This window comes from Micromonospora sp. NPDC000442, from assembly GCF_042898635.1.
Lineage (GTDB): Bacteria > Actinomycetota > Actinomycetes > Mycobacteriales > Micromonosporaceae > Micromonospora.
Map to the genome: position 1 here is coordinate 74,236 of NZ_JBIAYZ010000023.1, position 23,113 is coordinate 97,348.

The 23,113-nt window shown below is 71.0% G+C and carries 24 protein-coding genes and 1 riboswitch; of the genes, 18 read left to right on the forward strand and 6 right to left on the reverse strand.

Annotation, left to right across the window (positions count from 1 at the left end):
• The first annotated feature begins 86 nt into the window (after window positions 1-86).
• The 5 genes from ACFY2A_RS26720 to ACFY2A_RS26740 all read left to right on the forward strand — a co-directional run bounded on the left by ACFY2A_RS26720 (window position 87) and on the right by ACFY2A_RS26740 (window position 3,147).
• Complete coding sequence (locus ACFY2A_RS26720; protein ID WP_387175571.1) at window positions 87-485, forward strand: hypothetical protein; 399 nt, start codon at window positions 87-89, stop codon at window positions 483-485.
• A 90-nt stretch (window positions 486-575) separates the two neighbouring features.
• A complete protein-coding gene (locus ACFY2A_RS26725; protein WP_387175573.1) occupies window positions 576-1,262 on the forward strand; it encodes a helix-turn-helix domain-containing protein in 687 nt (228 codons plus the stop codon).
• Window positions 1,259-1,918, forward strand: a complete 660-nt coding sequence (locus tag ACFY2A_RS26730; RefSeq protein WP_387175575.1) for an arsenate reductase ArsC — start codon at window positions 1,259-1,261, stop codon at window positions 1,916-1,918. Before ACFY2A_RS26725 ends, ACFY2A_RS26730 begins: the two co-directional genes overlap by 4 nt.
• Window positions 1,919-1,940: 22 nt before the next feature.
• The gene (locus ACFY2A_RS26735; RefSeq protein ID WP_387175577.1) at window positions 1,941-2,684 is read left to right on the forward strand and encodes an aquaporin; all 744 of its coding nucleotides are present in this window, start codon (window positions 1,941-1,943) and stop codon (window positions 2,682-2,684) included.
• 55 nt (window positions 2,685-2,739) lie between these two features.
• Window positions 2,740-3,147, forward strand: coding sequence for an arsenate reductase ArsC (locus ACFY2A_RS26740; RefSeq protein ID WP_363924749.1), 408 nt, complete (start codon window positions 2,740-2,742; stop codon window positions 3,145-3,147).
• 44 nt (window positions 3,148-3,191) lie between these two features.
• On the opposite strand, the gene ACFY2A_RS26745 is transcribed toward ACFY2A_RS26740, so the two are convergent.
• Complete coding sequence (locus ACFY2A_RS26745) at window positions 3,192-3,707, reverse strand: GNAT family N-acetyltransferase (protein ID WP_387175579.1); 516 nt, start codon at window positions 3,705-3,707, stop codon at window positions 3,192-3,194.
• Between the two features lie 347 nt (window positions 3,708-4,054).
• On the opposite strand from ACFY2A_RS26745, the gene ACFY2A_RS26750 reads away from it, so the two are divergent.
• The 10 genes from ACFY2A_RS26750 (at window position 4,055) to ACFY2A_RS26795 (ending at window position 14,799) form a co-directional block, all read left to right on the forward strand.
• The gene (locus ACFY2A_RS26750) at window positions 4,055-4,633 is read left to right on the forward strand and encodes a GNAT family N-acetyltransferase (protein WP_387175581.1); all 579 of its coding nucleotides are present in this window, start codon (window positions 4,055-4,057) and stop codon (window positions 4,631-4,633) included.
• A gap of 106 nt (window positions 4,634-4,739) precedes the next feature.
• Complete coding sequence (locus ACFY2A_RS26755) at window positions 4,740-5,453, forward strand: siderophore-interacting protein (RefSeq protein ID WP_387175583.1); 714 nt, start codon at window positions 4,740-4,742, stop codon at window positions 5,451-5,453.
• 25 nt (window positions 5,454-5,478) lie between these two features.
• The gene (locus ACFY2A_RS26760) at window positions 5,479-6,648 is read left to right on the forward strand and encodes an acetyl-CoA carboxylase biotin carboxylase subunit family protein (protein WP_387175585.1); all 1,170 of its coding nucleotides are present in this window, start codon (window positions 5,479-5,481) and stop codon (window positions 6,646-6,648) included.
• Window positions 6,645-8,267, forward strand: a complete 1,623-nt coding sequence (locus tag ACFY2A_RS26765; RefSeq protein ID WP_387175587.1) for an IucA/IucC family protein — start codon at window positions 6,645-6,647, stop codon at window positions 8,265-8,267. Before ACFY2A_RS26760 ends, ACFY2A_RS26765 begins: the two co-directional genes overlap by 4 nt.
• Window positions 8,264-9,931 (forward strand): IucA/IucC family protein, encoded by a 1,668-nt coding sequence (locus ACFY2A_RS26770; RefSeq protein WP_387175589.1) that lies wholly within the window; start codon window positions 8,264-8,266, stop codon window positions 9,929-9,931. Before ACFY2A_RS26765 ends, ACFY2A_RS26770 begins: the two co-directional genes overlap by 4 nt.
• Complete coding sequence (locus ACFY2A_RS26775; RefSeq protein ID WP_387175592.1) at window positions 9,928-11,055, forward strand: alanine racemase; 1,128 nt, start codon at window positions 9,928-9,930, stop codon at window positions 11,053-11,055. Before ACFY2A_RS26770 ends, ACFY2A_RS26775 begins: the two co-directional genes overlap by 4 nt.
• A 152-nt stretch (window positions 11,056-11,207) precedes the next feature.
• A complete protein-coding gene (locus ACFY2A_RS26780) occupies window positions 11,208-11,795 on the forward strand; it encodes a hypothetical protein (RefSeq protein WP_387175594.1) in 588 nt (195 codons plus the stop codon).
• 112 nt (window positions 11,796-11,907) lie between these two features.
• Complete coding sequence (locus ACFY2A_RS26785; protein ID WP_387175596.1) at window positions 11,908-13,005, forward strand: FecCD family ABC transporter permease; 1,098 nt, start codon at window positions 11,908-11,910, stop codon at window positions 13,003-13,005.
• 25 nt (window positions 13,006-13,030) lie between these two features.
• A complete protein-coding gene (locus ACFY2A_RS26790; protein ID WP_387175598.1) occupies window positions 13,031-14,017 on the forward strand; it encodes an ABC transporter substrate-binding protein in 987 nt (328 codons plus the stop codon).
• Window positions 14,014-14,799, forward strand: a complete 786-nt coding sequence (locus ACFY2A_RS26795) for an ABC transporter ATP-binding protein (protein ID WP_387175600.1) — start codon at window positions 14,014-14,016, stop codon at window positions 14,797-14,799. Before ACFY2A_RS26790 ends, ACFY2A_RS26795 begins: the two co-directional genes overlap by 4 nt.
• Window positions 14,800-14,930: 131 nt before the next feature.
• Here the strand turns inward: ACFY2A_RS26795 and ACFY2A_RS26800 are convergent, their stop codons facing one another.
• From ACFY2A_RS26800 to ACFY2A_RS26820, 5 genes are all read right to left on the reverse strand, one after another.
• Window positions 14,931-15,926: a ribonucleotide-diphosphate reductase subunit beta gene (locus ACFY2A_RS26800; RefSeq protein ID WP_363924780.1), complete on the reverse strand. Its 996-nt coding sequence runs from the start codon at window positions 15,924-15,926 to the stop codon at window positions 14,931-14,933.
• Between the two features lie 35 nt (window positions 15,927-15,961).
• Window positions 15,962-18,289 (reverse strand): ribonucleoside-diphosphate reductase subunit alpha, encoded by a 2,328-nt coding sequence (locus ACFY2A_RS26805; RefSeq protein WP_387175615.1) that lies wholly within the window; start codon window positions 18,287-18,289, stop codon window positions 15,962-15,964.
• A 188-nt stretch (window positions 18,290-18,477) separates the two neighbouring features.
• A riboswitch (cobalamin riboswitch) is annotated at window positions 18,478-18,684 on the reverse strand.
• 154 nt (window positions 18,685-18,838) lie between these two features.
• Window positions 18,839-19,183 carry a hypothetical protein gene (locus ACFY2A_RS26810; protein WP_387175602.1) on the reverse strand — a complete coding sequence of 115 codons (345 nt, stop codon included), beginning with the start codon at window positions 19,181-19,183 and terminating at the stop codon, window positions 18,839-18,841.
• Entirely contained in the window at window positions 19,180-19,329 is a 150-nt protein-coding gene (locus ACFY2A_RS26815; protein ID WP_387175604.1) for a hypothetical protein, read from the reverse strand. Before ACFY2A_RS26815 ends, ACFY2A_RS26810 begins: the two co-directional genes overlap by 4 nt.
• Before the next feature lie 145 nt (window positions 19,330-19,474).
• On the reverse strand, window positions 19,475-20,482 hold the full coding sequence (locus tag ACFY2A_RS26820; RefSeq protein ID WP_387175606.1) for a multiprotein-bridging factor 1 family protein: 1,008 nt from the start codon (window positions 20,480-20,482) through the stop codon (window positions 19,475-19,477).
• Between the two features lie 616 nt (window positions 20,483-21,098).
• On the opposite strand from ACFY2A_RS26820, the gene ACFY2A_RS26825 reads away from it, so the two are divergent.
• The 3 genes from ACFY2A_RS26825 to ACFY2A_RS26835 all read left to right on the forward strand — a co-directional run bounded on the left by ACFY2A_RS26825 (window position 21,099) and on the right by ACFY2A_RS26835 (window position 22,626).
• Window positions 21,099-21,275: a hypothetical protein gene (locus ACFY2A_RS26825; RefSeq protein ID WP_387175607.1), complete on the forward strand. Its 177-nt coding sequence runs from the start codon at window positions 21,099-21,101 to the stop codon at window positions 21,273-21,275.
• A 93-nt stretch (window positions 21,276-21,368) separates the two neighbouring features.
• The gene (locus ACFY2A_RS26830; protein ID WP_387175609.1) at window positions 21,369-21,764 is read left to right on the forward strand and encodes a hypothetical protein; all 396 of its coding nucleotides are present in this window, start codon (window positions 21,369-21,371) and stop codon (window positions 21,762-21,764) included.
• Between the two features lie 547 nt (window positions 21,765-22,311).
• The gene (locus ACFY2A_RS26835; RefSeq protein ID WP_387175611.1) at window positions 22,312-22,626 is read left to right on the forward strand and encodes a hypothetical protein; all 315 of its coding nucleotides are present in this window, start codon (window positions 22,312-22,314) and stop codon (window positions 22,624-22,626) included.
• Window positions 22,627-23,113 lie beyond the last annotated feature (487 nt).

A 23,113-nucleotide genomic window follows, 5' to 3' on the forward strand; every position in this document is an offset into this window, starting at 1 on the left:
GGGCCGAAGCTTAGGCCGCCCGGGTCCGCTGTCGCGTTGCCGACAGTGGCACGACCCGACAGACGTCGACGTCCATCGTTGTCTTTATGGTCGTACGCGCATCCGGCGGCGGCTACGGGGACATGCTCCGACCCCCGACGATGCCGACCCCGGTCCGGGTCACCGTGCTCGCCTTCGCACTGCTGTCACTGCTGTTCGCACTCGCGACGGTGCATCGGTCGCTGGCCGCGACCGGCTCCCTCGGCGCCGTCGCCTTCTTCGCCGTGATGGCCACCGCGTGCGCGCTGGTCGCGGTCAGCCTGGCGGCCCGCCGCCGCTGGGCGCCCTACCCCGCGTACGCCCTGGCGGGTCTGCTGGCCGCCGCGTCGCTGGGACTCTTCGGCGCGATCACGGTCGTCGGTCTGGGCCTGCTGGCCTGGGTGGTCCTGGCCCTCAACACCCGGGTCTCGCGGGACTGGTTCGGCGGGCGTGGTCGGCTGCGCTGACCACCTCGGTCCGTCACCGGCTCAGAGCAACCGGCCCCGCGACGGGCGACGCCCTTGACGCCGGAGTTTTAGTCAGCAATAGTTGAGTCTATGGAGGTTGAGCTTTCTTCGTTGGCCGGGCGGGCGCGCACCCATGCCGCGCTCGGCGACCCGGCGCGCCTGGCGATCGTGGACGCGCTCACCCTCGGTGACGCCTCGCCCGGCGAGATCGCCAGTCGTCTCGGCATGCCGACCAACCTGGTCGCCCACCACGTCAAGGTCCTCACCCAGGCCGGCCTGGTGGTGAAGGTCCGCTCCGAGGGCGACCGGCGGCGCACCTACCTCCAGTTGCGCCCCGAGACGCTCGCCGCCCTCGCCACCCCCCGGCTGAGCGGGGTCAGTCGGGTGGTCTTCGTCTGCACCCACAACTCGGCCCGCTCGCAGCTGGCCGCCGCGCTGTGGCGACACCGCACCCGCGGAGCCGCCGCCTCGGCCGGCACGCAACCGGCGGCCCGGGTCCACCCCCGCGCGGTCGCCGTGGCCCACCGCCACCATCTCGACCTCGATCCCACCGGCACCGCCCACGTCGCCGACGTCGTGCGAAGCGACGACCTTGTCATCGCCGTCTGCGACAACGCCCACGAGGGACTGACCGACCAGCTACGCCCCCGGCTGCACTGGTCGGTTCCCGACCCGGTCCGGGTGGACACCGACGCGGCGTTCGAGTCCGCCTACGCCGACCTCGCCGACCGGGTCGCCCGGCTCGCCCCCGCCGTCCTACCCGGAGACCCACGATGACCCACCTCGCCCGCAGTCCCCGCCCGGACCTCTCGGTCGATCAACGTCTGGCCCTGCGTACGGCCGCAACCCGCCTCGCCGCCGAGTTTCACGGCACGTACGGCACCGAGACGATCGAGCGTTTCCTGCACAGCAGCTACGACCAGTTCGCCGTCGAGGGCCGGATCCCCCACTACCTGCCCCTGCTCGCCGAACGTTTCGCCCGTCAGCGGCTACAGGCACTGGCCCGCGTCGAGGGCCATCACCGTGACGGCCGGCCCGTCGTCCTGTTTCTGTGCACCCACAACGCCGGTCGCTCGCAGATGGCACTCGGGTTCCTCACCCACCTGGCCGGCGATCGGGCCGTGGCCTGGTCCGGTGGCAGCGAACCGGGCACCGAGATCAATCCCGCCGCCGTGGCGGCCATGACCGAACGCGGTATCGACATCTCCGACGAGTTTCCCAAGCCCTGGACCGACGAGGTGGTCCGCGCCGCCGACGTGGTCGTCACCATGGGCTGCGGTGACGCCTGCCCGGTCTTCCCCGGCACCCGCTACGAGAACTGGGACCTTGCCGACCCGGCCGGCCTCGACGTCGACGATGTCCGGCCGATCCGTGACGAGATCGAACAGCGGGTACGGCGTCTCCTCGACGAGTTGAACGTCCCCACCCGATAGCCATCGAGGAGAAGCACAACCGATGACCATCGCACTTCCGCGGCGCCTGCTGGCCGAGTTCACCGGCACCGCCCTGCTGGTCACCGCCGTGGTCGGCTCCGGCATCATGGCCACCGACCTGTCCCCTGACGACGTCGGCCTGCAACTGCTGCAGAATTCGATCGCCACGACCTTCGCCCTCGGCGTACTGATCCTGATGTTCGGACCGGTCTCCGGCGCACATTTCAACCCGGTCGTCTCCGCCGCCGACTGGCTGCTCGGCCGCCGCTCGGGCACCGGCCTCTCCCCCCGGGAGCTCGCCGGCTACGTCGCGGCACAGGTGACGGGGGGCATCGCGGGGTCGGTGCTGGCCAACCTGATGTTCGACCTGAGGGCGGTCAGCTTCTCCGGCCGGGACCGCAGCGGTGGCAACCTGTGGCTCGGTGAGGTCGTCGCCACCGCCGGCCTGGTCCTACTGATCTTCGCGCTGGCCCGGTCCGGCCGCGCCACCGTGGCGCCGGCAGCCGTGGGCGCCTACATCGGAGCGGCGTACTGGTTCACCTCGTCCACCTCGTTCGCCAACCCGGCGGTTACGGTCGGCCGGGCGTTCACCGACACCTTCGCCGGCATCGCTCCCGGCTCCGTGCCGGGCTTCGTGGTGGCGCAGGTCGTCGGTCTCGCCGTCGGTGTCGGCTTGCTGGCGGCCCTCTACCCCGACGCCGGTGCCGCCGCCGACCAGGTGGTCGTGCCGGCTGACGATCAGGCGACCGGGAGCCGCCGACCATGACGTGCAAGCACGATCGACCGCCAGTCGCCACCTCCGCACCGCAGAAAGGCATCCGATGACCGACAAGCCCAGCGTCCTGTTCGTCTGCGTACACAATGCCGGCCGCTCCCAGATGGCTGCCGGCTGGCTGCGCCACCTGGCCGGCGACGCCGTCGAGGTCCGCTCCGCCGGCTCCGCTCCCGCCGAAGCGATCAACCCGGCCGCCGTCGAGGCCATGCGGGAGGTCGGCATCGACATCACCGACCAGACCCCCAAACTCCTGGAGTTCGCCACGGCCGAGTCCTCCGACGTGATCGTCACCATGGGCTGCGGCGACGCCTGCCCCGTCTTTCCCGGCAAGCGCTACGAGGACTGGAAGCTGACCGACCCGGCCGGCAAGGGCGTCGAGGCGGTGCGCCCGATCCGCGACGAGATCCGCCACCGGGTCGAACGGCTGCTCACCGAGCTACCCGTGACCGCCTGACGGCTCCGTCGGCCCCAGCCACTGTGACAGCCGCCCACCTACGGTCAGCATCCGCCTGGTGTCCGCACACGGCGGACCATGCGGATCTCCCGTACCCCATCCTCGACCTGGACCACTCCGTCGGCGATGAACCCGTGCTTACGGTAGAACGCCTGGGCGCGAGGGTTGGGATCGGCGACCCACAGCGCCGCCGACTCCGTCGGGTCGATGACGGCCTGCAACAGTGCCGGCCCAGCACCCGTACCGTGGTCGGCCGCACACACGTAGAGCAGATGGAGCTGCCTCACCCACTCCGCGGCGGTATCCGGCGGCGGGCCTGACATCGCGATTCCGATCAACTTGCCGTCCCGCTCGGCCACAGTCGCCCGGTTCCGGCGATATCGCTCATCGGTGAGTGCAGCGGTCCAGGACCGTTCCCGAGCAGCCGGCAAACTCGGATCATCGAGCACCGCATCCGACATGAGTCCGCGATACGTTTCCTGCCAGCACCGCACATGCACCCACGCCATCTGGGCGGCGTCCTCGACTCGGGCCAACCGAACTGTCAGCGGGGATTCCACCACCGGAGCGTAGGCCGCGATCAGCTGCTCGCCGAACCTGACTCGTGACGGTCGATCGCCGCCGGGCCAGGTGGCGTGTCGGCCGACACCGCGAACGTTCCTGGTCGCCGCAGTTCCGTCGGCGCGTTCACGTGGCGTCCTGTCGTTGACCGCCGTCGGCTGTCGGCGCCGGAACGCCGGAGGCGGTCGGCACGGCAGCCGGCGCGGTGCTCGCCTCGGCGAAGGCGGGAACGGACCACGCGTTTCCGGGCCTGGCGGTCGGTTCCTCGCGAGGCCGGGTCCGGGGACTTGCCCGACCGACGCCCTCCTGGTTAGGTATGCCTAACCAAACTAACGGGGAGGGCGCGATGGCGTCGTCTGTCGCCACGGCCGTGACCATCGGCGGCCTGGCCAGCACTGTCGTCGTCACCGACCAGGTCGACGTCGAGCAGCTCGCCGAGGTGTACCGGCAGGTGCACGCGGCAGATCTGCACCTGCCCGACCATCGGGTGCCGAGCGTGCGGGATCGTCTCCGGTGGACCGCCGAGGCCCCCGGCTTCCAGGCGGCGCTCGGCTACGTCGACGGCCGTCTGGCGGGGGCGGTGCTGGGTTGTCCACTGCCGCCCGAGACCCTGTGGTGGCGTGACCTGTCGGCGACGGACGATCCCGACCTGGCCCTCGAGTGGGCGGGACGCACGTTCGCCGTGTGCGAGGCGTTCGTGCTGCCCGAACACCGCCGGCACCGCCTCGGCCTCCGGATGACCACCCAGTTGCTGGCCGGGCGCCGCGAGGAGCGGGTCGCGCTGGCGGTCGCCGAGACGAACACCCGGGTCTGGCACGCGCTGCAACGGATCCGGTTCGACCATGTCGGCGACCTCGTCCCGTTCCCGGGCTGGCGCTCGCACCGGATGTTGGTGCGGTCGTTGCCGCTGAGCCCCACGGCGTGAGCACAGAGATCGGCCCCGACCGGCCCCGACCGGTCGGCGACCGGCACGCGGCGCCACCGACAGACCGGCCCGTCGTCACCCGGACGCACACACAGTGGAGGCACATGTGAAACGGAACTGGGAAGCACTCGTCCTCAGGGCGTTCGGCGGTCGGAATTTCCAGCTGACCGTCCTGGAGAACGAACCCGTCGGGGACTGCTACCAACGGCTGCTCGTCGACGGGGGCGACCTCCTGCGCGACTGCGGCACCCACCCCACCATGTGGATCCGACTGTGGTTCGACAACGCGGGCCGACCCCACCAGCGGGCCTACACGCTTGTCGACCCGGACACCGCCAGCGGGCGTTTCCACCTCGTGTTCGCCCTGCATGACGGCTGTGCCGCGCGCTGGGCAGCGACAGCCCGGCCCGGAGACACCATCGAGGCGACCGTGCAGGGCAGTTCCTTCGCTCTTCCCGAACCGGCCCCCGATCGGCTCTACCTGGTCGGCGACGCGGCGTCCCTGCCTGCGGTCAACAGCCTGCTCGACGCTGCCGGGCCCGTGGCGGCCAGGATCTGGCTCGAGTACGCCCACGACGGTGAGCGCAATCTGCCGCTGCGTACCCGGCCGCACGACGAGGTGGTGTGGGTGCCGCGCCGCGACGAGGGCCAGCACCTGGTGGACACCGTCACCACCGCCCTGACCGCCGCCCAGGCGGACGCCCTGTACTGGGTGGCCTGCGAGGCGGCCAGCACCCGCAGCATCGTCAAACACCTGCGGCGGGGGCTGGGCGTCGGCAAGGAGCAGGTGGCGGCGCTGGCCTACTGGCGCGCCCGGTGACGGCTCACCACCGAGCCGGCTCGCGATGCTGTACCTGACCGCCCTCAACCCGACCGACTCCGTGCTGGACGGCCTGCTGCCGGCCGCCGACGCGCTCGGCGTGCCGGTCACCGTGCTGACCGACCGGCCCGACGACTGGCCCGACACGGTGCCGACGCAGGGCTGCCCGGTGCGGGACCCGCGGGCCGTCACCGAGGTGGTCCGGGCAGGACCAGCCGCGGTGGGGCTGTTCTCCAACAGCGATCACCTGCAGGCCGCCACGGCGCTCGCCGCCCGTCGGCTCGGCCTGCCCGGCAAGGACCCCGAGGCGGGGCGGCGCTGCAAGGACAAGGCCGCCACCCGGCAGGCCGTCGCCGACGCCGGTCTCGACGTGGTCCACGCCCGGCGCCTCCAACCGGGGCAACCGCCGACGTTCGACGTCTTCCCCGCCGTGGTCAAGCCCCGTGACGGCGTCGCCAGTGAGGACGCCTACCTGGTCACCGACGCCGACGAGCTGGCCCGGCGGGTGGCCGAGATCCGCCGGCGCCGGCCGGGCGCGGCACTGGTGGTGGAGGAGTACCTGCCCGGCGACGTCCGCACCCACGACACCCTCGGTGACACCGGTACGCTGGCCGTGCTCGGCGGCTGGCGTACCGCGCTCGGCCCGCCGCCCACCTTCACCGAGCTGTGTCTGGAGTGGGCACCGGCGGCCCCGGCGACGGTCGACCGGCTGCGGGCTCAACTTGACGCGCTCGGCGTACGGTTCGGCGCCTGCCACACCGAGTTCGTCATGCACCGGGGACGGCCCCGCCTCATCGAGGTCAACGACCGGTTGATCGGTGACCGGATGGATCTCGTCCTGGCCGAGCTGCTCGACGTGCCGCTGTTCGAGTACGTCATCCGGCTGCACCTCGGCGAGCCGGTGGCCGACCTCGGTCTACCCGACCCGGCCGCGATCGACCAGACCGCCCGGGTGGAGTACGTCTGCGCCGACCGCGGCGGCACCCTCGTCGCCGCCCCCGGGCCCGTCGACACGGTACGCGACGGGGTCCGACTCGGCTGCCGCCCGCTGCGGGCGATCGGAACCACCGCCGAGCACACCGGCACCAACCGCGACTACCTGGCCGTCCTGCACGGCATCGGGTCGGACCCGGCTGCCGTCGGTCGCGCAATTGTCGAGTTCCGCGCCGGACTCGACTGGGTGATCGCCCCGTGACCGATCCCGTGGAGCAGCAGCTCTTCCGTCGGGTGTTGAACGCCCTGCTGCGCGAGGACCATCTCGGCTTGAGCAGTGGTGGCGGCCCCGACGGCCCCGACTGGTGGCAGGCACCGCACCGCGCCGGCCGGTTACGCCTGCCGGTTCGTCCCGACGGCTTCCAGCACGCCGTGCGCCTCGCCCGCGCCGAGTTGCACGTGCACCCGCCCGATCGGGTGCCACGTCGGGTGGACACGCTGGCGGGCCTGTTGGAGCTGCTCGCGCCGGACGACGACGCCGAGGCCGAGCAGGGGTGGCGCGTCTTCACCGACGAATGCCGGCAGGACCTGCTCGCCCGCCGGCTGGCCGAGACCACCCGGCCCGACACGTACGCCCGGATCGCCGCCGCCCGGGTCGATACGCCCACCGGCTTCGGCGGCGCCCTCCTCGACGACGTGCTCGCCGCACACGCCGGCCATGCGGTCTACCCCACCGACCGGTGCCGTCACGGCCTGGACGGTGCCGAGCTGGTCCGGTACGCACCGGAGCACGCCCCCGCGTTCGCCCTGCGTTGGCTGCCCGTACCGGCTCGGACGCTGCGGCTGAACGGGCGGCTGCCCGCCTGGTGGCCGAGGCCACGCCAGGCCGGGGAGGTGCTGCTGCCGGTGCACCCGCTCACCGCCGACCGGTCGGACCTGCCGGTGCTCGAACTACCGGACATCACCGTGCGGCCCACCCTGTCGATGCGGACCGTCGCCCTGGATGGCGATCCGACGACGCACCTGAAGCTGCCGCTGTCGACCGCGAGTCTGGGTGCCCGCAACCGCCGTACCCTGGCACCCGACTCGCTGTCCGACGGCGCGGCGGTGGCCGCGCTGCTCGACCGTGTCGCCGCGGAACAGCCGCGCTTCGCCGACCGGATCACGCACGCCGACGAGAGCGTCTTCGGTCACTGCGGAGACGACGAGCTGCGGTCCTTTCTGCTGCGCCGGCTACCCGCCGGCCTGGAGCGGGCGAGCGTGGTGCCGGTGGCCGCACTCGCCGCGGCGGATCCCACCGCCGGCACGGTCGCCCAACGGATCGGCGGCGACGACCCGACCCGACTCCTCGGGTCCTATCTGGATCTCCTGCTCGACTGGCATGTGTGCCTGTGGTTACGGTACGGAGTGGCGTTGGAAGCACATCCGCAGAACATCCACCTGGTCCTACCGTCCGACGGTCCGGTCCGGCTGTTGTACAAGGACAACGACGGTGCCCGGCTGGACCCCCGGCAGGCGGGCACGGTCCGGCTGCGCGACCAGCGGATGTGGATCCGCCACCCCGGGGAGCTGGCCGACATGTTCGTCACAATCACTCTTCACCTGGCGGCGGCGGCACCCCTGCTCGCCCTGGCGGACCAGGGCGTCGCCGTGCCCTCCCCCGCCGAGGCGCTCGCGCCCCGGCTGCGCGCCGCCCGCGACCGGTGGGGTGAGACACCCGCCGCGCGAGAGCTGGTCGACCGCGTGCTGACCGCGGACCGGTTGCCGGTCAAGGCGATGCTCACCGCCGGCACACTGCTGCCGAAGCAGCGGATCGGCTGCACCGACGTGAACAAGTTCTACCACCGCACCGGCCCCAACTACCTGCGGAGCGCCTCGTGACGCCGCAGGCCGCCGAGGCCACCGCCGGGCCGGCGGAACGCGCCGCCGACCTGGCCGCCGCGCACACCCTGCTCTCCTGCTACCTGCGGGAGGTGGCCGCGCCCGACGGTGCCGCCGAGACCGTCGGCGGGCTCCTGCGGATCCGGTTGCCGCACCTCGGGCTGACACTCTCCTGCCGACTGGCCCGGGTCTCCCCCGTGCTGGCGCACCGCTACGTCGGCCCGGTCCGCTGCCGGCCGGCGGCGACACCGGTCGCCCGCCGCCACCCGGCCGCGCCGGACCCGCCGGCCGCCCACGCGCTGGACGACGGTTCGCCGGCCGCCGATGCGCCAGTCGACGGCGCGCAGCTCGCCCGGCTGCTCGCCGCCGAGCTGACCGCCCGCACCGGGCTGGTCAACGACGAATTCGTCGAACAGGTGCTCGGTAGTCGGGACGCGCTGGCCACACTGTTGCGGCAACGCCCGTCCCGCGACCCCAACCCGACCGGCGATCCGATGGTCGACAGCTACGTCGACTCCGAACAGTCCCTCGTGCACGGGCACCCGCATCACCCCAGTCCGAAGTGGCGCAGCGGTGATCCGGCGAGCTGGCGTCGCTACGCCCCGGAGCTGCGCAGCACCTTCCGGCTGAGCTGGCTCGCCGTGCCCACCGACCTGATGGCGGGCGACGGGCCGGTCGACGAGCTGATCGCACCGCTGGATCCGCCGGACGCGCCACCCGGGTACCACCTGCTGCCGGTGCACCCGTGGCAGCTGAACCTGGTGCCGCCGACCGACCCGAGGTTGCGCCGGCTCGGCCCGGCCGGCGTACCGGTCCGTCCGACCGCGAGCGTCCGTACGCTCTACGCCCCCTCGGTCGACCTGTTCCTCAAGACCAGCCTGCACGTACGCATCACCAACTGCCTGCGCAAGAACGCCCGGTACGAGTTGACCGGGGCGGTGGCGTTGACCCGGTTCCTGTCCCGCGTGCCGCTTCCCGCGCGGGTTGGGTTGCTGCGGGAGCCCGGCTACCGGACCGTCGACCTGCCGGGGGCGGACGAGGCGTACGGCACCATCCTGCGGACCGGGGTGCGCGAACATCTACGGCCGGGTGAACGGGTGGTGTTGGCGGCGGCGCTGGCCACCGCCCCGCTGACCGTGCCGGACCCGTTCGACTGGTGGCGGGCCTACGTCGAGCTGCTGGTACCCACCGTGCTGCGACTGTGGCTCGGTCACGGCGTGGTCCACGAGGCGCACCTGCAGAACGTGCTGCCGGTCCTGGACCCGGACGGCCGCCCGGTCCGCCTGATCCTGCGTGACCTCGAGGGACTGAAGCTGGATCTCGGCCGGCTGGCGGCCTGGCCCGAACGGGTCCCCCGGCAGGCCGCCTACACTCCCGCGCAGGCGGCCCGGCGGGTCGTCTACTGCCTGTTCGTCAACCATCTCGCCGGTCTCGCCGGCGCGCTCGCCGACGGCCACCCCGGCACCGAGCCCCGGCTGTGGCGGACAGTCCGGCAGGCTGTCGAGGCGACGTACGCGCAACTGGGTGAGCCGGCCGAACTCGCCCCGCTGCTCGACGGCACTGCGCTCGCCGCGAAGGCGAACCTGCTGGTCCGCTGGCACCGGGCAGCCGACCAGCAGGCACCCTACGTCGCGGTGCCCAACCCGCTGGGCGGTGCCGGGTGACCCGACCGACGTACGTCTACGACCTCGCCGCCCTGGCCAGGCACGCGGCTGCCGTCCGGGCCGCCCTGCCGGAACGGGTCGAGCTGCTCTACGCGGTCAAGGCCAATCCCGACCCGGGGATGCTGCGCACCCTCGCGGCCACGGTCGACGGTTTCGAGGCCGCCAGTCGGGGCGAACTGCGCCACCTCGCGGCCGTGCTGCCGGGCCGGCGGGTGGCCGCCTTCGCCGGACCGGGCAAGACCGATGTGGATCTCTCGGCGGCGCTGGCCGCCGACGTTCACCGGATACACGTCGAGTCCGCCGCCGAACTGCACCGGCTGGCCGCCCTGGCACGGGCCACCGGGCGTACCGCCGATGTGCTGCTGCGGGTGAACCTGCCGGTCGCGACACCGGGCGCGGTCCTGGTGATGGGCGGACAGGCGAGCCCGTTCGGCATGGACCCGCAGGAGGCGGTCCGGCTCGCCGCCGACCCGCCGGACGGGATCCGGGTCCGTGGGGTGCACGCGCACCTGGCCAGCGGGCTCGACGCGGCGACCGCCGCCGTGGTGGCGCGCGAGGTGACCGACTGGGCGGTGCGGCAGCTACGCGCCGAAGAGGTCAACGTCGGCGGCGGCATGGCGGTCGACTACCGCCGCCCGGAGCACCGCTTCGACTGGCCCGGCTACGGCCGACTGCTCGGCGAGGTGTCGGACACCCACCCGACGGTCCGGCTCCGGATCGAACCCGGCCGAGCCGTGGCGGTCTACTGCGGGTCGTACGTGACCGAGGTGATCGACGTGAAGCGGTCCCAGGGCCGGTGGTTCGTGATCGTGGCCGGGGGCACCCACCATCTGCGCACTCCGGCGGCCAAGGGGCACGCCCAGCCGTTCGTCGTGGTGTCCCGGGCCGGCGCCGGGCCGCGGACCGACGGCGGTCCGGTCACCGTCGTCGGCCAGCTCTGCACCCCGAAGGACGTCCTGGCCCGCGACGCCGAAAGCGTCCCGATCGCCGTCGGCGACGTGCTGGTGTTCGCGTTGGCCGGCGCCTACGCGTGGAACATCAGCCACCGCGACTTCCTGATGCACGACCCGCCCGAGTTCCGCGCAGGAGATCCACTCGCCGTCGCCCACAGCTGGGGTCGTTGATCACCGTGATCCGCTGGCGCGCTCAGCTCGACAGCGCCGACATCCGACATGACGGTGCTCGAAGCCACCATCGTCGAGCGGCCACTTGCCACGCCGACGGCCGTGCTCGACGCTGACAGCGTGAATCTCGCGGCGGACGGTGCGGAGGCGGCATGCTGACGGCTCTCGTTCCGGGCTTCCGGGAGATCCGGTCGTCGCTCGCGGCGGGCTACCTCTGCCTGGCGACGCTGTGGCTCGCCTTTCGCGACAGCATTCCACTCGCCCAGCCGGAGACGGGCCTGTGGCGGGATCTGTGGATCGTCGGTGGCGCCCTCGGCGCGCCGACGCTCCTTATCACGCTGAGCTTCGTGGCATACCTTGTCGGCTCGACGCTGTCGCTCGACGCGCAGTCCGGCCAAGCGATGGAGCTGGCCCAGCGCCACCTGCACCGCAGCGGTCGCGGGCTCCGGTGGAACCTGTGGCTTCCGGCGCTGGCCTTCTCGCTGGTCGGCGCGTTCACCGTCAACGTGTTCTTCCTTCTCGGCCTCCCCTTTGCCGCAGTGGTCTTCTGGCAGGCCGTCACGCGGCAGACACGCGCGTACCGCATCCTCGCCACGGCCCTCCGGGCCGGCGTCATCAGCACGGCCACGCTTGATCAGCTCCGCTCGTTGTGCTACACGACGCCCGACGACGACGTTGCAGCCGTCCCGGGGCGACCGGCGGTGCCGATCCCCGGCCAGGGCGGGGATTCCGCCCCGTAGACCTGGTGTACGAGCCGGCCGGCCGTGGTGAACAACGACTCAGCCGCTTTCCGCTGCCCTGATCTTGCTGGTAGCTTCTTGCCAAGGCTTTGCAAGAGCAAAGGGAGTGCAGATGGGTCCGGTGACCGTCGCGGCCCAATCGGAGAGCCGGCCGGACCTGCTCGGCGTCGCGGCGCAGCGGCGCCGTACCGGGATCTGGCTGCTCGCGCTGACGGTCGGGCTGATCCTCACCGGGATGGCCGCCGTCGGCTCCGGCGCGATCGGTATCCCGCCGATCACGGTGGCCCGGATCATCGGGCACAACCTCGTCGGCCTGCCCGGCGAGGTGGCCTGGACCCCACCGCAGGAAGCCATCGTCTGGCAGGTCCGGCTGCCCCGGGTGCTGCTCGGCATGCTTGTCGGCGCCGGACTGGCCGCCTGCGGGGTGGCGTTGCAGGCCATGGTGCGCAACGTACTGGCCGACCCGTACCTGCTGGGGATCAACTCCGGCGCCTCCAGCGGAGCCGCCGCCGCGATCCTGTTCGGCGCGGGCGCCGGCTTCGGACAGTACGCCCTGTCCAGCAGCGCCTTCCTCGGCGCGCTCGGCGCGTCGCTGCTGGTCTTCCTGATCGCCCGCAGCGGTGGACGGGTGACCTCGATCCGGCTGCTGCTGTCCGGCGTCGCCGTCGGCTACGCCCTCTACGCCACCACCAGCTTCCTGATCTTCGCGTCGGGGTCCGCCGAGGGGGCCCGCTCGGTGATGTTCTGGCTGCTCGGCTCCCTCGGGCTGGCCCGGTGGAACGCCCTGCTGCTGGTTGCCGCGATCGTGCTCTGCGGCATGATCGGCTACCTGACCATCGTCGGGCGACGCCTCGACGTGCTGGCCATCGGCGACGAGACCGCGCAGACCCTGGGTGTGTCACCCGACCGGTTCCGCCTCCGACTGCTCGTGCTGGTGTCACTGAGTGTCGGCGTGCTGGTCTCCGCCGCCGGCAGCATCGGCTTCGTCGGCCTCGTCGTGCCGCACCTCGCCCGCCGCATCGTCGGCGCCCCGCACGTCCGGGTGGTGCCGGTGGCCGCGCTGCTCGGCGCCATCCTGCTGGTCTGGGCCGACGTGCTCGCCCGGCTGCTGCTGGCCCCCCAGGAGATCCCGATCGGCATCATCACCGCCCTGCTCGGCGCACCCTTCCTGCTGGTCCTGATCCGTCGTCTGCACTTCACCGGCGCGTGAGCGCCCGATGAGCCGAGGAGCACCGATGAAGGCAAACCGTCTCGCCGTCACCGCGGCCACGTCCGTTCTCGCGCTACTGGTCGCGGCCTGCGGCGGTTCCGCCGAGGAGCCGGCGGCGACCGGTCCCGGCTTTCCGGTCACCGTCACCAACTGCGGCGTGGAGGTGACCATCGACGCCGCGCCGGAGCGCGTCGTGCTGCTCAAGAGCGCGGCCGTGCCGTACCTGCACGCGCTCGGCGTGCTGGGCCGGGTCACCGCCCGGGCCGGGCAGTACCCCAGGGAGTACTACGACGCCGCGACCCTCGCCGAACTGGACCGCATTCCCCTCCTGACCGACAAGACCGACACCAGCGGTCACCTGCAGATCTCCAAGGAAGTGGTGATCAGCCAGGAGCCAGACCTGGTGCTCGGTGAGGTCGACAACCTCTCCCGCGACGCCCTCTCGGCGGTGGACGTCCCGCTGCTGGAGGAACCGGCCATGTGCCCGGACACCACCGCCACCCCCAGCTTCGACGACATCCACCGGCAGCTGGAGACCTACGGGCGGGTGTTCGGCCGCGAGGCCGAGGCGACCACCGCGGTCGACGCGCTCAAGCAGCGGATGACGGCGATCCAGGCCACCGCTGATACGGCGTCCGGTCGTACCGCCGCCGTGCTGTATCCGACGGTCGGCGGCGGCACCACGTACGCGTACGGCTCCGTCAGCATGGCCCACCCGCAACTGCAGGCCGCCGGCTTCCGCAACGTATTCGGCGACACGCCGGAACGGGTCTTCGAGGTCACCGTCGAGGAACTGCTCGGCCGTAACCCCCACGTACTGATCCTGCTCCACAGCGACGGCGACCCCGCCGCGGTCGAGCAGGGCCTGACCGGCCTGCCCGGTGCCGAGCAACTCAACGCGGTCCGCAACGGCGCGGTGATGACCCAGCTGTTCAACTTCACCGAGCCGCCGAGCCCACTGTCGATCGACGGTCTGGAGCGGATCGTGCAGCGGTTCAGGGCCGACTCGTGATCCAGGCGACCCAGGTGTCCTGGCACTACGGCGCCAACCCGGTGATCGACGGGGTCAGCGTGACCGCGCGCCCCGGCCGCGTGCTCGGCCTGATCGGCCCCAACGGCAGTGGCAAGACCACCCTGCTGCGGCTGCTCTACGGCGCACTGAGCAGCGGCACCGGACGGGTCGTCGTGGACGGTGACGACCTGGCCGCGCTGCCGTCGCGGGAGGCCGCGCGCCGGCTGGCCGTGGTGGTGCAGGAGACCGGCGGTGAGACCGCCCTCACCGTGGCCGAGCTGGTGCTGCTGGGCCGCGGCCCGCACCTGAACACCTTCCAGCGCACCGGGCGGGCGGATCACGAGATCGCGACGACGTGCCTGACCCGGGTCGGTGCCGCCCACCTGGGGTCACGGGCCTTCGCCCGCCTCTCCGGCGGCGAACGCCAGCGGGTGCTCATCGCCCGGGCGCTGGCCCAGCAGGCCACCCACCTGCTGCTCGACGAGCCCACCAACCATCTCGACATCCGCTACCAGCACGAGATCCTGCGGCTGGTGCGCGACCTCGGCACCTGTGCCGTGGTGGTGCTGCACGACCTGAACCTCGCTGCCCGCTACTGCGACGACCTGGTCCTGCTCGGCCAGGGCGGCGTCGCCGCCGCCGGCACCACCGAGGAGGTCCTCGACCCTGCCGTTCTCGAACCCGTCTACGGCATCGGCATTCAGCGTCTCGACCTCGACGGCGCGATCCACCTGCTGTACCACCCTCACGATCAGCCCGCCGTGGAAAGGAGTGCCGCATGAGCGGCACCGAACCGGGCACCGGATGCGGTACCTGATCGCCGATCAGGTCTGAGGCAGCCCGAGGACCGGGGCCGACCCGGCGGTGAATCGCCGAGCCGACCCCGGTCCGCGCGGTTGAGGCCGGACCGCCCTCAGAAGTCGTCGTCGAAGGCGACCGTGCCGGTGACCCCGACCTGGTAGGCGGACACCCGCCGTTCGAAGAAGTTGGACAGCTCCTGCACGTCCTGCAACTCCATGAAGGCGAACGGGTTCTTCGACCCGTACCGCGGTTCGATCTCCAGCTGCGCCAACCGGCGGTCGGCGACGTGCTGGAGATATTCGCGCATGTCGGCCAGGGACAGCCCGGACACGCCCTGTTCGAGCAGGTCTGCGGCGAACTGCACCTCGCACTCGACGGCTTCGGCGAGCATGTCCCGGACCTGCTGCTCCATCTCGGCGTCGAACAGGTCCGGCTCCTCGGCGCGTACGGTGTCGACCACGTCGAAGGCGAAGGCCATGTGCATCGACTCGTCCCGGAACACCCAGTTGGTGCCGGAGGCGAGGCCGTGCAGCAGGCCCCGGGAGCGCAGGAAGTACACGTAGGCGAAGGCGCCGTAGAAGAACAGTCCCTCGATGCAGGCGGCGAAGCAGATCAGGTTCAGCAGGAACGACCGCCGGTCCTCGCGGGTCTTCAGCTCCCGCAGCTCGAAGATGGAGTCGATCCACTTGAAGCAGAACTCGGCCTTGCGGGCGATCGACGGGATGTTCTCCACCGCCGCGAACGCCGCGAACCGTTCCCGCTCGTCCGGCACGTAGGTGTCCAGGAGGTTCAGGTAGAACTGGACGTGCACCGCCTCCTCGAACAGTTGCCGGGACAGGTAGAGCCGTCCCTCCGGCGAGTTGACGTGCTGGTAGAGGTTGAGCACGAGGTTGTTGGCGACGATGGTGTCGCCGGTGGCGAAGAACGCGACCAGCCGGGACACCAGGTGCTGCTCCGCCGGGGACAGCTTCGCCAGGTCGGCGAGGTCGGAGTGCAGGTCGACCTCCTCGACGGTCCAGGTGTTCTTGATGGCGTCCTTGAAACGGTCGAAGAACTGCGGGTAGCGCATGGGCCGCAGGGTCAGGTCCATGCCGGGGTCGAGCAGCATCTGCCGCCGGCCGGTATCGGGTTCGGAAACGGTGGTCACTGGCACGCCTCGCAGCTCTCGGGGTTTTCCAGGGAGCAGGCCAACGCCTCGTCGTCGCTGACCGCGACGATCGGCTTGACCGCCGGGGTGACGGCGACGGTGGCCTGCTGGATCCGGGTCGCCGGACGCGACCGCAGGTAGTAGGTGGTCTTCAGCCCGGCCTTCCAGGCGTACAGGTACATCGAGGAGAGCTTGCCGATGGTCGGCGCGCTGAGGAACAGGTTCAGCGACTGCGACTGGTCGACGAACGGCGCACGGGCGGCGGCCAGGTCGACAAGCGCCCGCTGCGGCAGCTCCCACGCGGTACGGAACAGCTCCCGCACCTCCGCCGGCAGTTCGGCGATGCCCTGCACCGACCCCTCGGCCCGCTTGATCTGCTCCCGGATCGGCGCCGTCCACAGCCCACGCGCCTTCAGCTCTCGGACCAGGTAGGTGTTGATCTGGAGGAACTCACCGGACATCGTCTCGCGCTTGAACAGGTTTGACACCTGCGGCTCGATGCACTCGTAGCAACCGGCGATCGAGGCGATCGTGGCGGTCGGCGCGATCGCGACAAGCAGCGAGTTGCGCAGGCCGTGACGGGCGATCCGCTCCCGCAGCGCGGCCCACCGCTGCGCCTGCGTCACCTCCGCGCCCCACAGGTCGGGATGCAGCTCACCCTTCGCGGCACGGGTTTCGGCGTACGCCGGGTGTGGGCCGAGCCGCTCGGCGAGCCCGACCGACGTCTCCAGCGCGGTCAGGAAGATCTCCTCCTGTACCCGGGTCGACAGCTCCCGTGCCGGCGCCGAGTCGAACGGCAGACGCAGGGTGAACAACGCGTCCTGCAGGCCCATCAGCCCGAGCCCGACCGGACGCCAGCGCGGGTTCGACACCGCCGTCTGCTCGGCCGGGTAGTAGTTGATGTCGATCACCCGGTCGAGAAACACCACGGCCGTGCGTACCGTGGCGCGCAGCTTCTCCCAGTCGACGCCGTCGGCGGTGACGTGCGCGCCCAGGTTGACCGACCCGAGGTTGCACACGGCCGTCTCGGTGTCGCTGTTGACCTCCAGGATCTCCGTGCACAGGTTCGACAGGTGGATCGTGTTGCCCGGCGCACCGGTCTGGTTGGACAGCCGGTTCGCCGCGTCCTTGAACGTCATCCACCCGTTGCCGGTCTGCGCGAGCGTACGCATCATCCGGCCGTACAGGTCGCGGGCCTTCACCGTCCGCACGGCCTTCTTCTCCGCGGCCCGGTACGCCTCGTCGAACGCCTCGCCGAACAGGTCCGGCAGCTCGGGCGCGTCCGACGGGTCGATAAGCGACCAGTCGCCGTCCGCCTCCACCCGGCGCATGAACTCGTCCGGGATCCAGTTGGCCAGGTTCAGGTTGTGGGTACGCCGGGACTCCTCCCCGGTGTTGTCCCGCAGCTCCAGGAACTCCTCGATGTCCGGGTGCCACGGTTCCAGGTACACGCAGGCCGCGCCCTTGCGGCGGCCACCCTGGTTGACCGCCGCCACCCCCGCGTCGAGGGTCTTGAGGAACGGCACGATGCCGTTGGACCTGCCGTTGGTGCCCCGGATCAACGCGCCCCGGCCCCGGACCCGCGACCAGGAGATGCCGATGCCGCCGGAGAACTTCGACAGCTTCGCCACCTGGTGGTAACGCTCGTAGATCGAGTCGAGCTCGTCACGCGGCGAGTCGACAAGGAAGCACGACGACATCTGGGTGTGCCGGGTTCCCGAGTTGAACAGCGTCGGTGAACTCGGCAGGTACGCCAGGCTCGACATCAGCCGGTAGAACCCCATCGCCTCACCCGGCGTCTGCGACAGCCCGCAGGCCACCCGCAGCAGCCAGTACTGCGGTGTCTCCACCACCAGGCGGGTCTGCGGATGCCGCAGCAGGTACCGGTCCGCGACGGTGCGCAGCCCGAAGTACTCGAACCGTAGGTCACCGTCGGGGTCCACCGCGTCGTCCAGCTTGCGGGCGTTGCGGGCCACGAACGCGGCGGTAGCGTCCCCGATCAGCCCGAGGCCGTGCGCGTAGCGAATGGACTGGCTGAAGCTGGCCACCTGCTGCCCACGGACCTCCTTGTCCACGTACGCGGCCAGCAGCCGAGCCGCCAGCTTCGAGTACTGCGGCTCCGTACCGATGAGTTCGGCGGCCGTCTGGATGGACAGCTTGTCCAGCTCGGCGGTGGTGGCACCGTCGTACAGGCCGCTGATGGTCTTGGTGGCCACCCGCAGCGGATCGACCTCGTCGAGGTCGGCCACCCACCGCTCCACCGCCCGGACGATCTTGTTGACGTCCACCGGTTCCGTGGCGCCGTCGCGTTTGCGGACCTGCATCACCTGCCGGCGCTGCTCCGACACACCTGCGTCGGAGGCCGGCGTCTCCCGCACGACCGTCACGTCTCTCTCCTCGCGCCGTCTGCTCAGGGCCTCGGACACGCGGGGAGGACGCCACGGAATCCGTGCAGGCGGCACGGCCCGTTCCTGGCGTCGGCCGTCCCACGCGGCCTGCGGCCGCCGCCCACGAGTGCGGGCGGCGTGCTGGCAGGTCTTCGGACTCGTGGGCGTGCTCGCGCGCTCCTACTGGCCGTCGCTTCCCAGGCCGTGGCCCAGTGCTGTGTGACGGCTGTCGTTCCCACTCACCGCTGCGGGGCAGCCCCGGATTTCCACCGGGTTCCCTCTTGCCTCGGCCGCCCCTGATGGGCGCCCGAACCAGCTACGGGTGACACCATATATGGGCCACCCACCAACGCAAGACACCAGATGGTGTGTCGGCGTGTCCGTGCAACGGAGGTCACATCCGGCTACGCCGGTCCGTGCTTGACCGGTCGCAGGCAGGCAGGCGTACGAAAAGGACGGCGGATGCGACGGGGTGCTGATCGTCAGTCACGCCCCGGTGGCTACCGCCTCGCAGGTGCACCGCAGCCACGCGAGGAACCGGGTCGTCAGCTCGCCGGGATCCTCGCGCGGCAGGTCGTCCAACGCCGCCGTCAACAAGGCACCCGCGTACATCGACAGGCCGACCCGGTCCCGGCCGTACGCCTCGACGAGCCGCACCCGCGCCGGGGCGCACGGCCACGGCGGTTCGCCCTCGCAGCTGGCGCACGTCCACTCCGGCCGGCGCGGCAGGTGCTCGTCGGCGAGCCGGTCGGGCAGGGCGTCGACGGCCCGGCCGATTCGCACCGCCTCGGCAGCCATCGCGTCCCGATAGCTGACGGCACGCCCAGTCATGCCGGCCACCGGCCGTCACGCCGGGCCTGGTCGAGCAGGCGTTTCCGGGCGGCCTCCTGCTCGACGGTCTCCCGCCACTGCCCGCCGTCCGCCAGCGGCAGCGGCCGCCGCCGCAGCCACCACCACAACCTGTGCCACCTGCTCACGCCATCACCTCCGCCGAAGTTGGGGACGGGGGCGGCGGTACGTGGGGGCGCACCGCCACCACCCACAAGCATCGTGCGATGGCGGTGGGCACGCAGGGCAGGTGCGAGGCGTCCGGCGTCCTGTCCGGGACGGTTGACGGACAGCTCAGCCGGTGGCGACCGCGAGTGCCTGCCGATACTCCTGCGTCCATGCGGCGTCCCGCTGGTCAGGCGGCAACCCGGCCAACCCTGCCCGCAGGTTGTCGATGCCGGCCGACGTGTCGCCGAGCGCCAGATAGGCCAGCCCGAGACCCATCCTGCTGAACGTGGGCGTCAGCCAGTAGGCCAGGACCGGTGCCTGCTCGCGCTCGGCCGCCTCGGTGAGGTCGCTGGCCTCCCCGAGGAGCCCTGCCGCTGAGCGCCGATCGCCGAGTAGCGCGTATCCGTGGGCGGCCTGGACCGCGTCGCCGACACGTTGCAGGGCCGTCGCCCCGGGTGTGTGGTACGCGGCGAGGAAATGGCGCACGATGCCGCGTGGGTTGCCTCGCTGCCGTTCCAGGTAGCCTCGGAAGTTCTCCACCTGCGCCGCGAGCGGGCCACTGTCAACGGCGTCGGCCTGCCTGGCGGCCTCGATCAGCACCTGTATCGCCTCACCGTCGTTGCGGGCTTCCGCATGCAACCAGCCGACGAACTGCGTCCACTCCGCCACCACCTCGTGCAGTTGGCCGGCGTACGGCCCGGCAGCCCGCTCGGCGAGTTGCTGCATGGTGGACCACTGCGCCACCATGGCCGGCAGTGTCACCGGAGCCGGCAGGACGTCGTCGAGGCGGCGTTGCGCGGCCAGCACCTCGGCGAGCAGCCGCACCGCAGCGGCGTCGAGGCGGGTCGGTTCGGCGAGCACGTACGCCAGGCGGTCATCGTCGTCGGGGGTGGTGACTGTCGGGGCATCGACGACCATCGCGGCAAGCCGCCCGCCGGCCTGCAACGTGTCGTCAAGGTGCGCGGCGAGTTCGCGGGACGGTCGGGTACGGCCCGTCTCGAGGTCGTGCACGTAGCTCTTCCCGACGTACGCAAGGCGGGCCAGATCGCGCAGTGACAGGCCACGGACACGTCGAAGTCGGGCAAGCTCAGCGGGGAACCGTGGGTCAACGATGGTGCGCGCGCTCGGCGGCATGGCGAAGCTCCCGGGTGAAGGACTGGGCAGCGATCTGCTGGCCTCCCACCAGCGAGCCGCCACAATCGACGGTACCCGGCTCCGACGTGCAGCGGCAGGAGCTGCCGGACGAGCCGGGCCGTGTCGGCGACACGGCGACTCGCGCGGACCTGTCGAATTCAGTCATCGACGGCGGTTGGCTACGCGTCTTCGTCACCGTCCTGAAACCCAACCGAGGTGGAAGGTCGACGCCGCGCTGTAATCGTCAGAGCATGGTCGCTCGAACGCGCGCGAGGACACGGCGGATCGTCGCCACCCTGGCCGCCACACTGCTCGTGCTGACCGCGCTGACCGCCTGCACGCCAGAGATCAAGGGCATCACCGGCCTCACCGTGGATGCTGACGGCCGACCGCTCGCCGCGCTGGCCTGGTGCGCGGACAAGCCGCCGGACGTGATTGTCCTTGCCACCGAACGCGCGGTCTCGCCCACCCCGTCCGGCGCTCGGAACCATCCGCGAATTGGCCGAGTTGGCCGGGCCGGGACTACGACGTACCCCGGGACGCGACCTCGCCGGCCACCGTCCAACTGCCGGGATTCCCGCCCGATCCTGCCCCTGATCGGCGCGCCGCCTTCCGCATGTACGGCGTCGCCGACAACAGCAGCTTCACCACCCACGCGGTGACCTTCCGGCTCCCCGAACTGGCCGGCCTGCGACCAGGCTCGGTCATGATCACCGCTATCGTGAACAACGAGGAGGTACCGAAGTACGTCTCCCGCGACGAGTTCGCGCGCCTCGGCAGGGCCGAGTGCTGACCTCGCGCGGTTCTGCCATCCTGGCCGGGTGAAGCCAACCTGGAGAGAGTCCCAGGAAAGCAGGACCGGCTCGCCCAGCAGATCCTCGCCAGCGTGCCGCGACGCATCGAGCAGAGTTTTGTACGCACCCTCGACCCCGCCACCGCGCTCGCCCTCGGCCGCTACGGCACCCGCCTGGCCACCCTGGCGTTGCGGCAGAACTCGGTCGACCTCCTACGCCGCTCGGTGCTGGCGACCGGACTCGCCAGATGCCTGGCGTCCAATGACGACCGAGACATCATGGTGGCGCTGGCGGTGCCGTGGATTGTGGCACAGCAGCTCGGAACATCTCCGGCCGAGGCGTTCGCCACGGTCAGCGCCACTCTTCCGGAAGGGCCGGCAGCCCGCCTGGTCCAAGCCTTCGGTGTCCGTACCGACATCACCTTGGAAGCCTCCGGTTGGGAGCTGGTGACGACCGCCGACGGCCCGGACTTCCGTCCGGTGCCCTGATCACGGCGATCGGTACTCGCCACAACTGCCGGACATGCAGATGACGGCACCCCGCGTGCCGAATCCCCTGGAATCGTGGAGGGCTCCGTTATGCGGCCTGGGTCTCCAGGGGCGTGGGTTTCCGAACGTTCGTAGTCGATGGGTGAACGCAGTCGCAGACGGAGTGCCGGCGGCGTCGGTTGTTGAAGTCGGTGATCCAGGTGGCGATTTTCAGGGGGCCTCGGTGCGGGTGCGGAACTGGTGGCGGTGGACGTACTCGACCTTGATGGTGGAGAAGGTGGCCTCGGCGACGGCGTTGTCGAAGCAGGACCCGAGCTGCCGCCGCGGGTGACCGCGGCCATGTTCAGCGCGGCGACGACCAACCCGGCGTCGTGGTGGGCGCGCCGGAAGTGGTATGGCGAGTGTGGGAACTGGGAGCCCGCCGGAATACGCGCAAATGGGGCAATGGGCGTCTGCCGCAGAGCGAAACAGAACCGGCGTGCCCCCGGACGTTCGTCTATGCTCGCTCGTATTTCCTGCAACTGCCGAGCGGCGGAGAGGGAGAGCCATGTCAGACTGGACGGACTTGCTGGAACGGGCGTCCTGGTTTGCGGCGATAACAGGTACGCTGGTCGCTGTCATCGTGGCCGTGCAAGCGTCGAACACCTCCTCTCGGATGAAGGCGACGCTGGATATGGCGAGGCCTTTTGTCCGCGCGTTGGCGCTCTCCCTGGACAAGCCAGAAATCCTGGCCGCATACGAAACCGAGTGTACGACCGCCAGGGACATCCTGCGCAAGAAGACGCGCCGCAGGCTCGGTGTGGCAGGAGTGGCACTTGGCCTCCCAGCATTGTCGGTCATCGCTGCCCCTACTTCTCCCTGAGATTCCTAATCGCACCGAGATGCGGTTCTCCATCGGCGACGCGGCACAGCAGGAATGCACGACCGAGGGTCTCAACTTCGCAATGCATACTACATGCACCAATCGCTGGTTCCTTGACTCGTCGGGACAGACAATTCAGGCACAGGCCACCCTCTCGGGTCCGGCACGCCAGAGGGATCTGAGCATCGTCGTTGATGGCTGTTCGGACCGCGCGCAGGTTCGGTGGGAGCTTCTCGCTGATGGCGAAGCTCTCGGCAATGGCATGGCTGGCTCTGGGAGCCAGGAACAGGAACTACGCGTGCCCAAGGGCAAATCATCGCTCACCATCCGAGCCGAGCGGTTCGATGATAATTCGTGCTCCGCAGAACTCGTCGTCGAGGCCGTCCAGTGGCCCTAAGGGACGTCTCGTAACTCCGTCGGCCGTCCATGATGGATCATGTCGGGGTGCAGGTGATCTCGGTAGCCCGCCAGGAGTGGATTTTCCCGT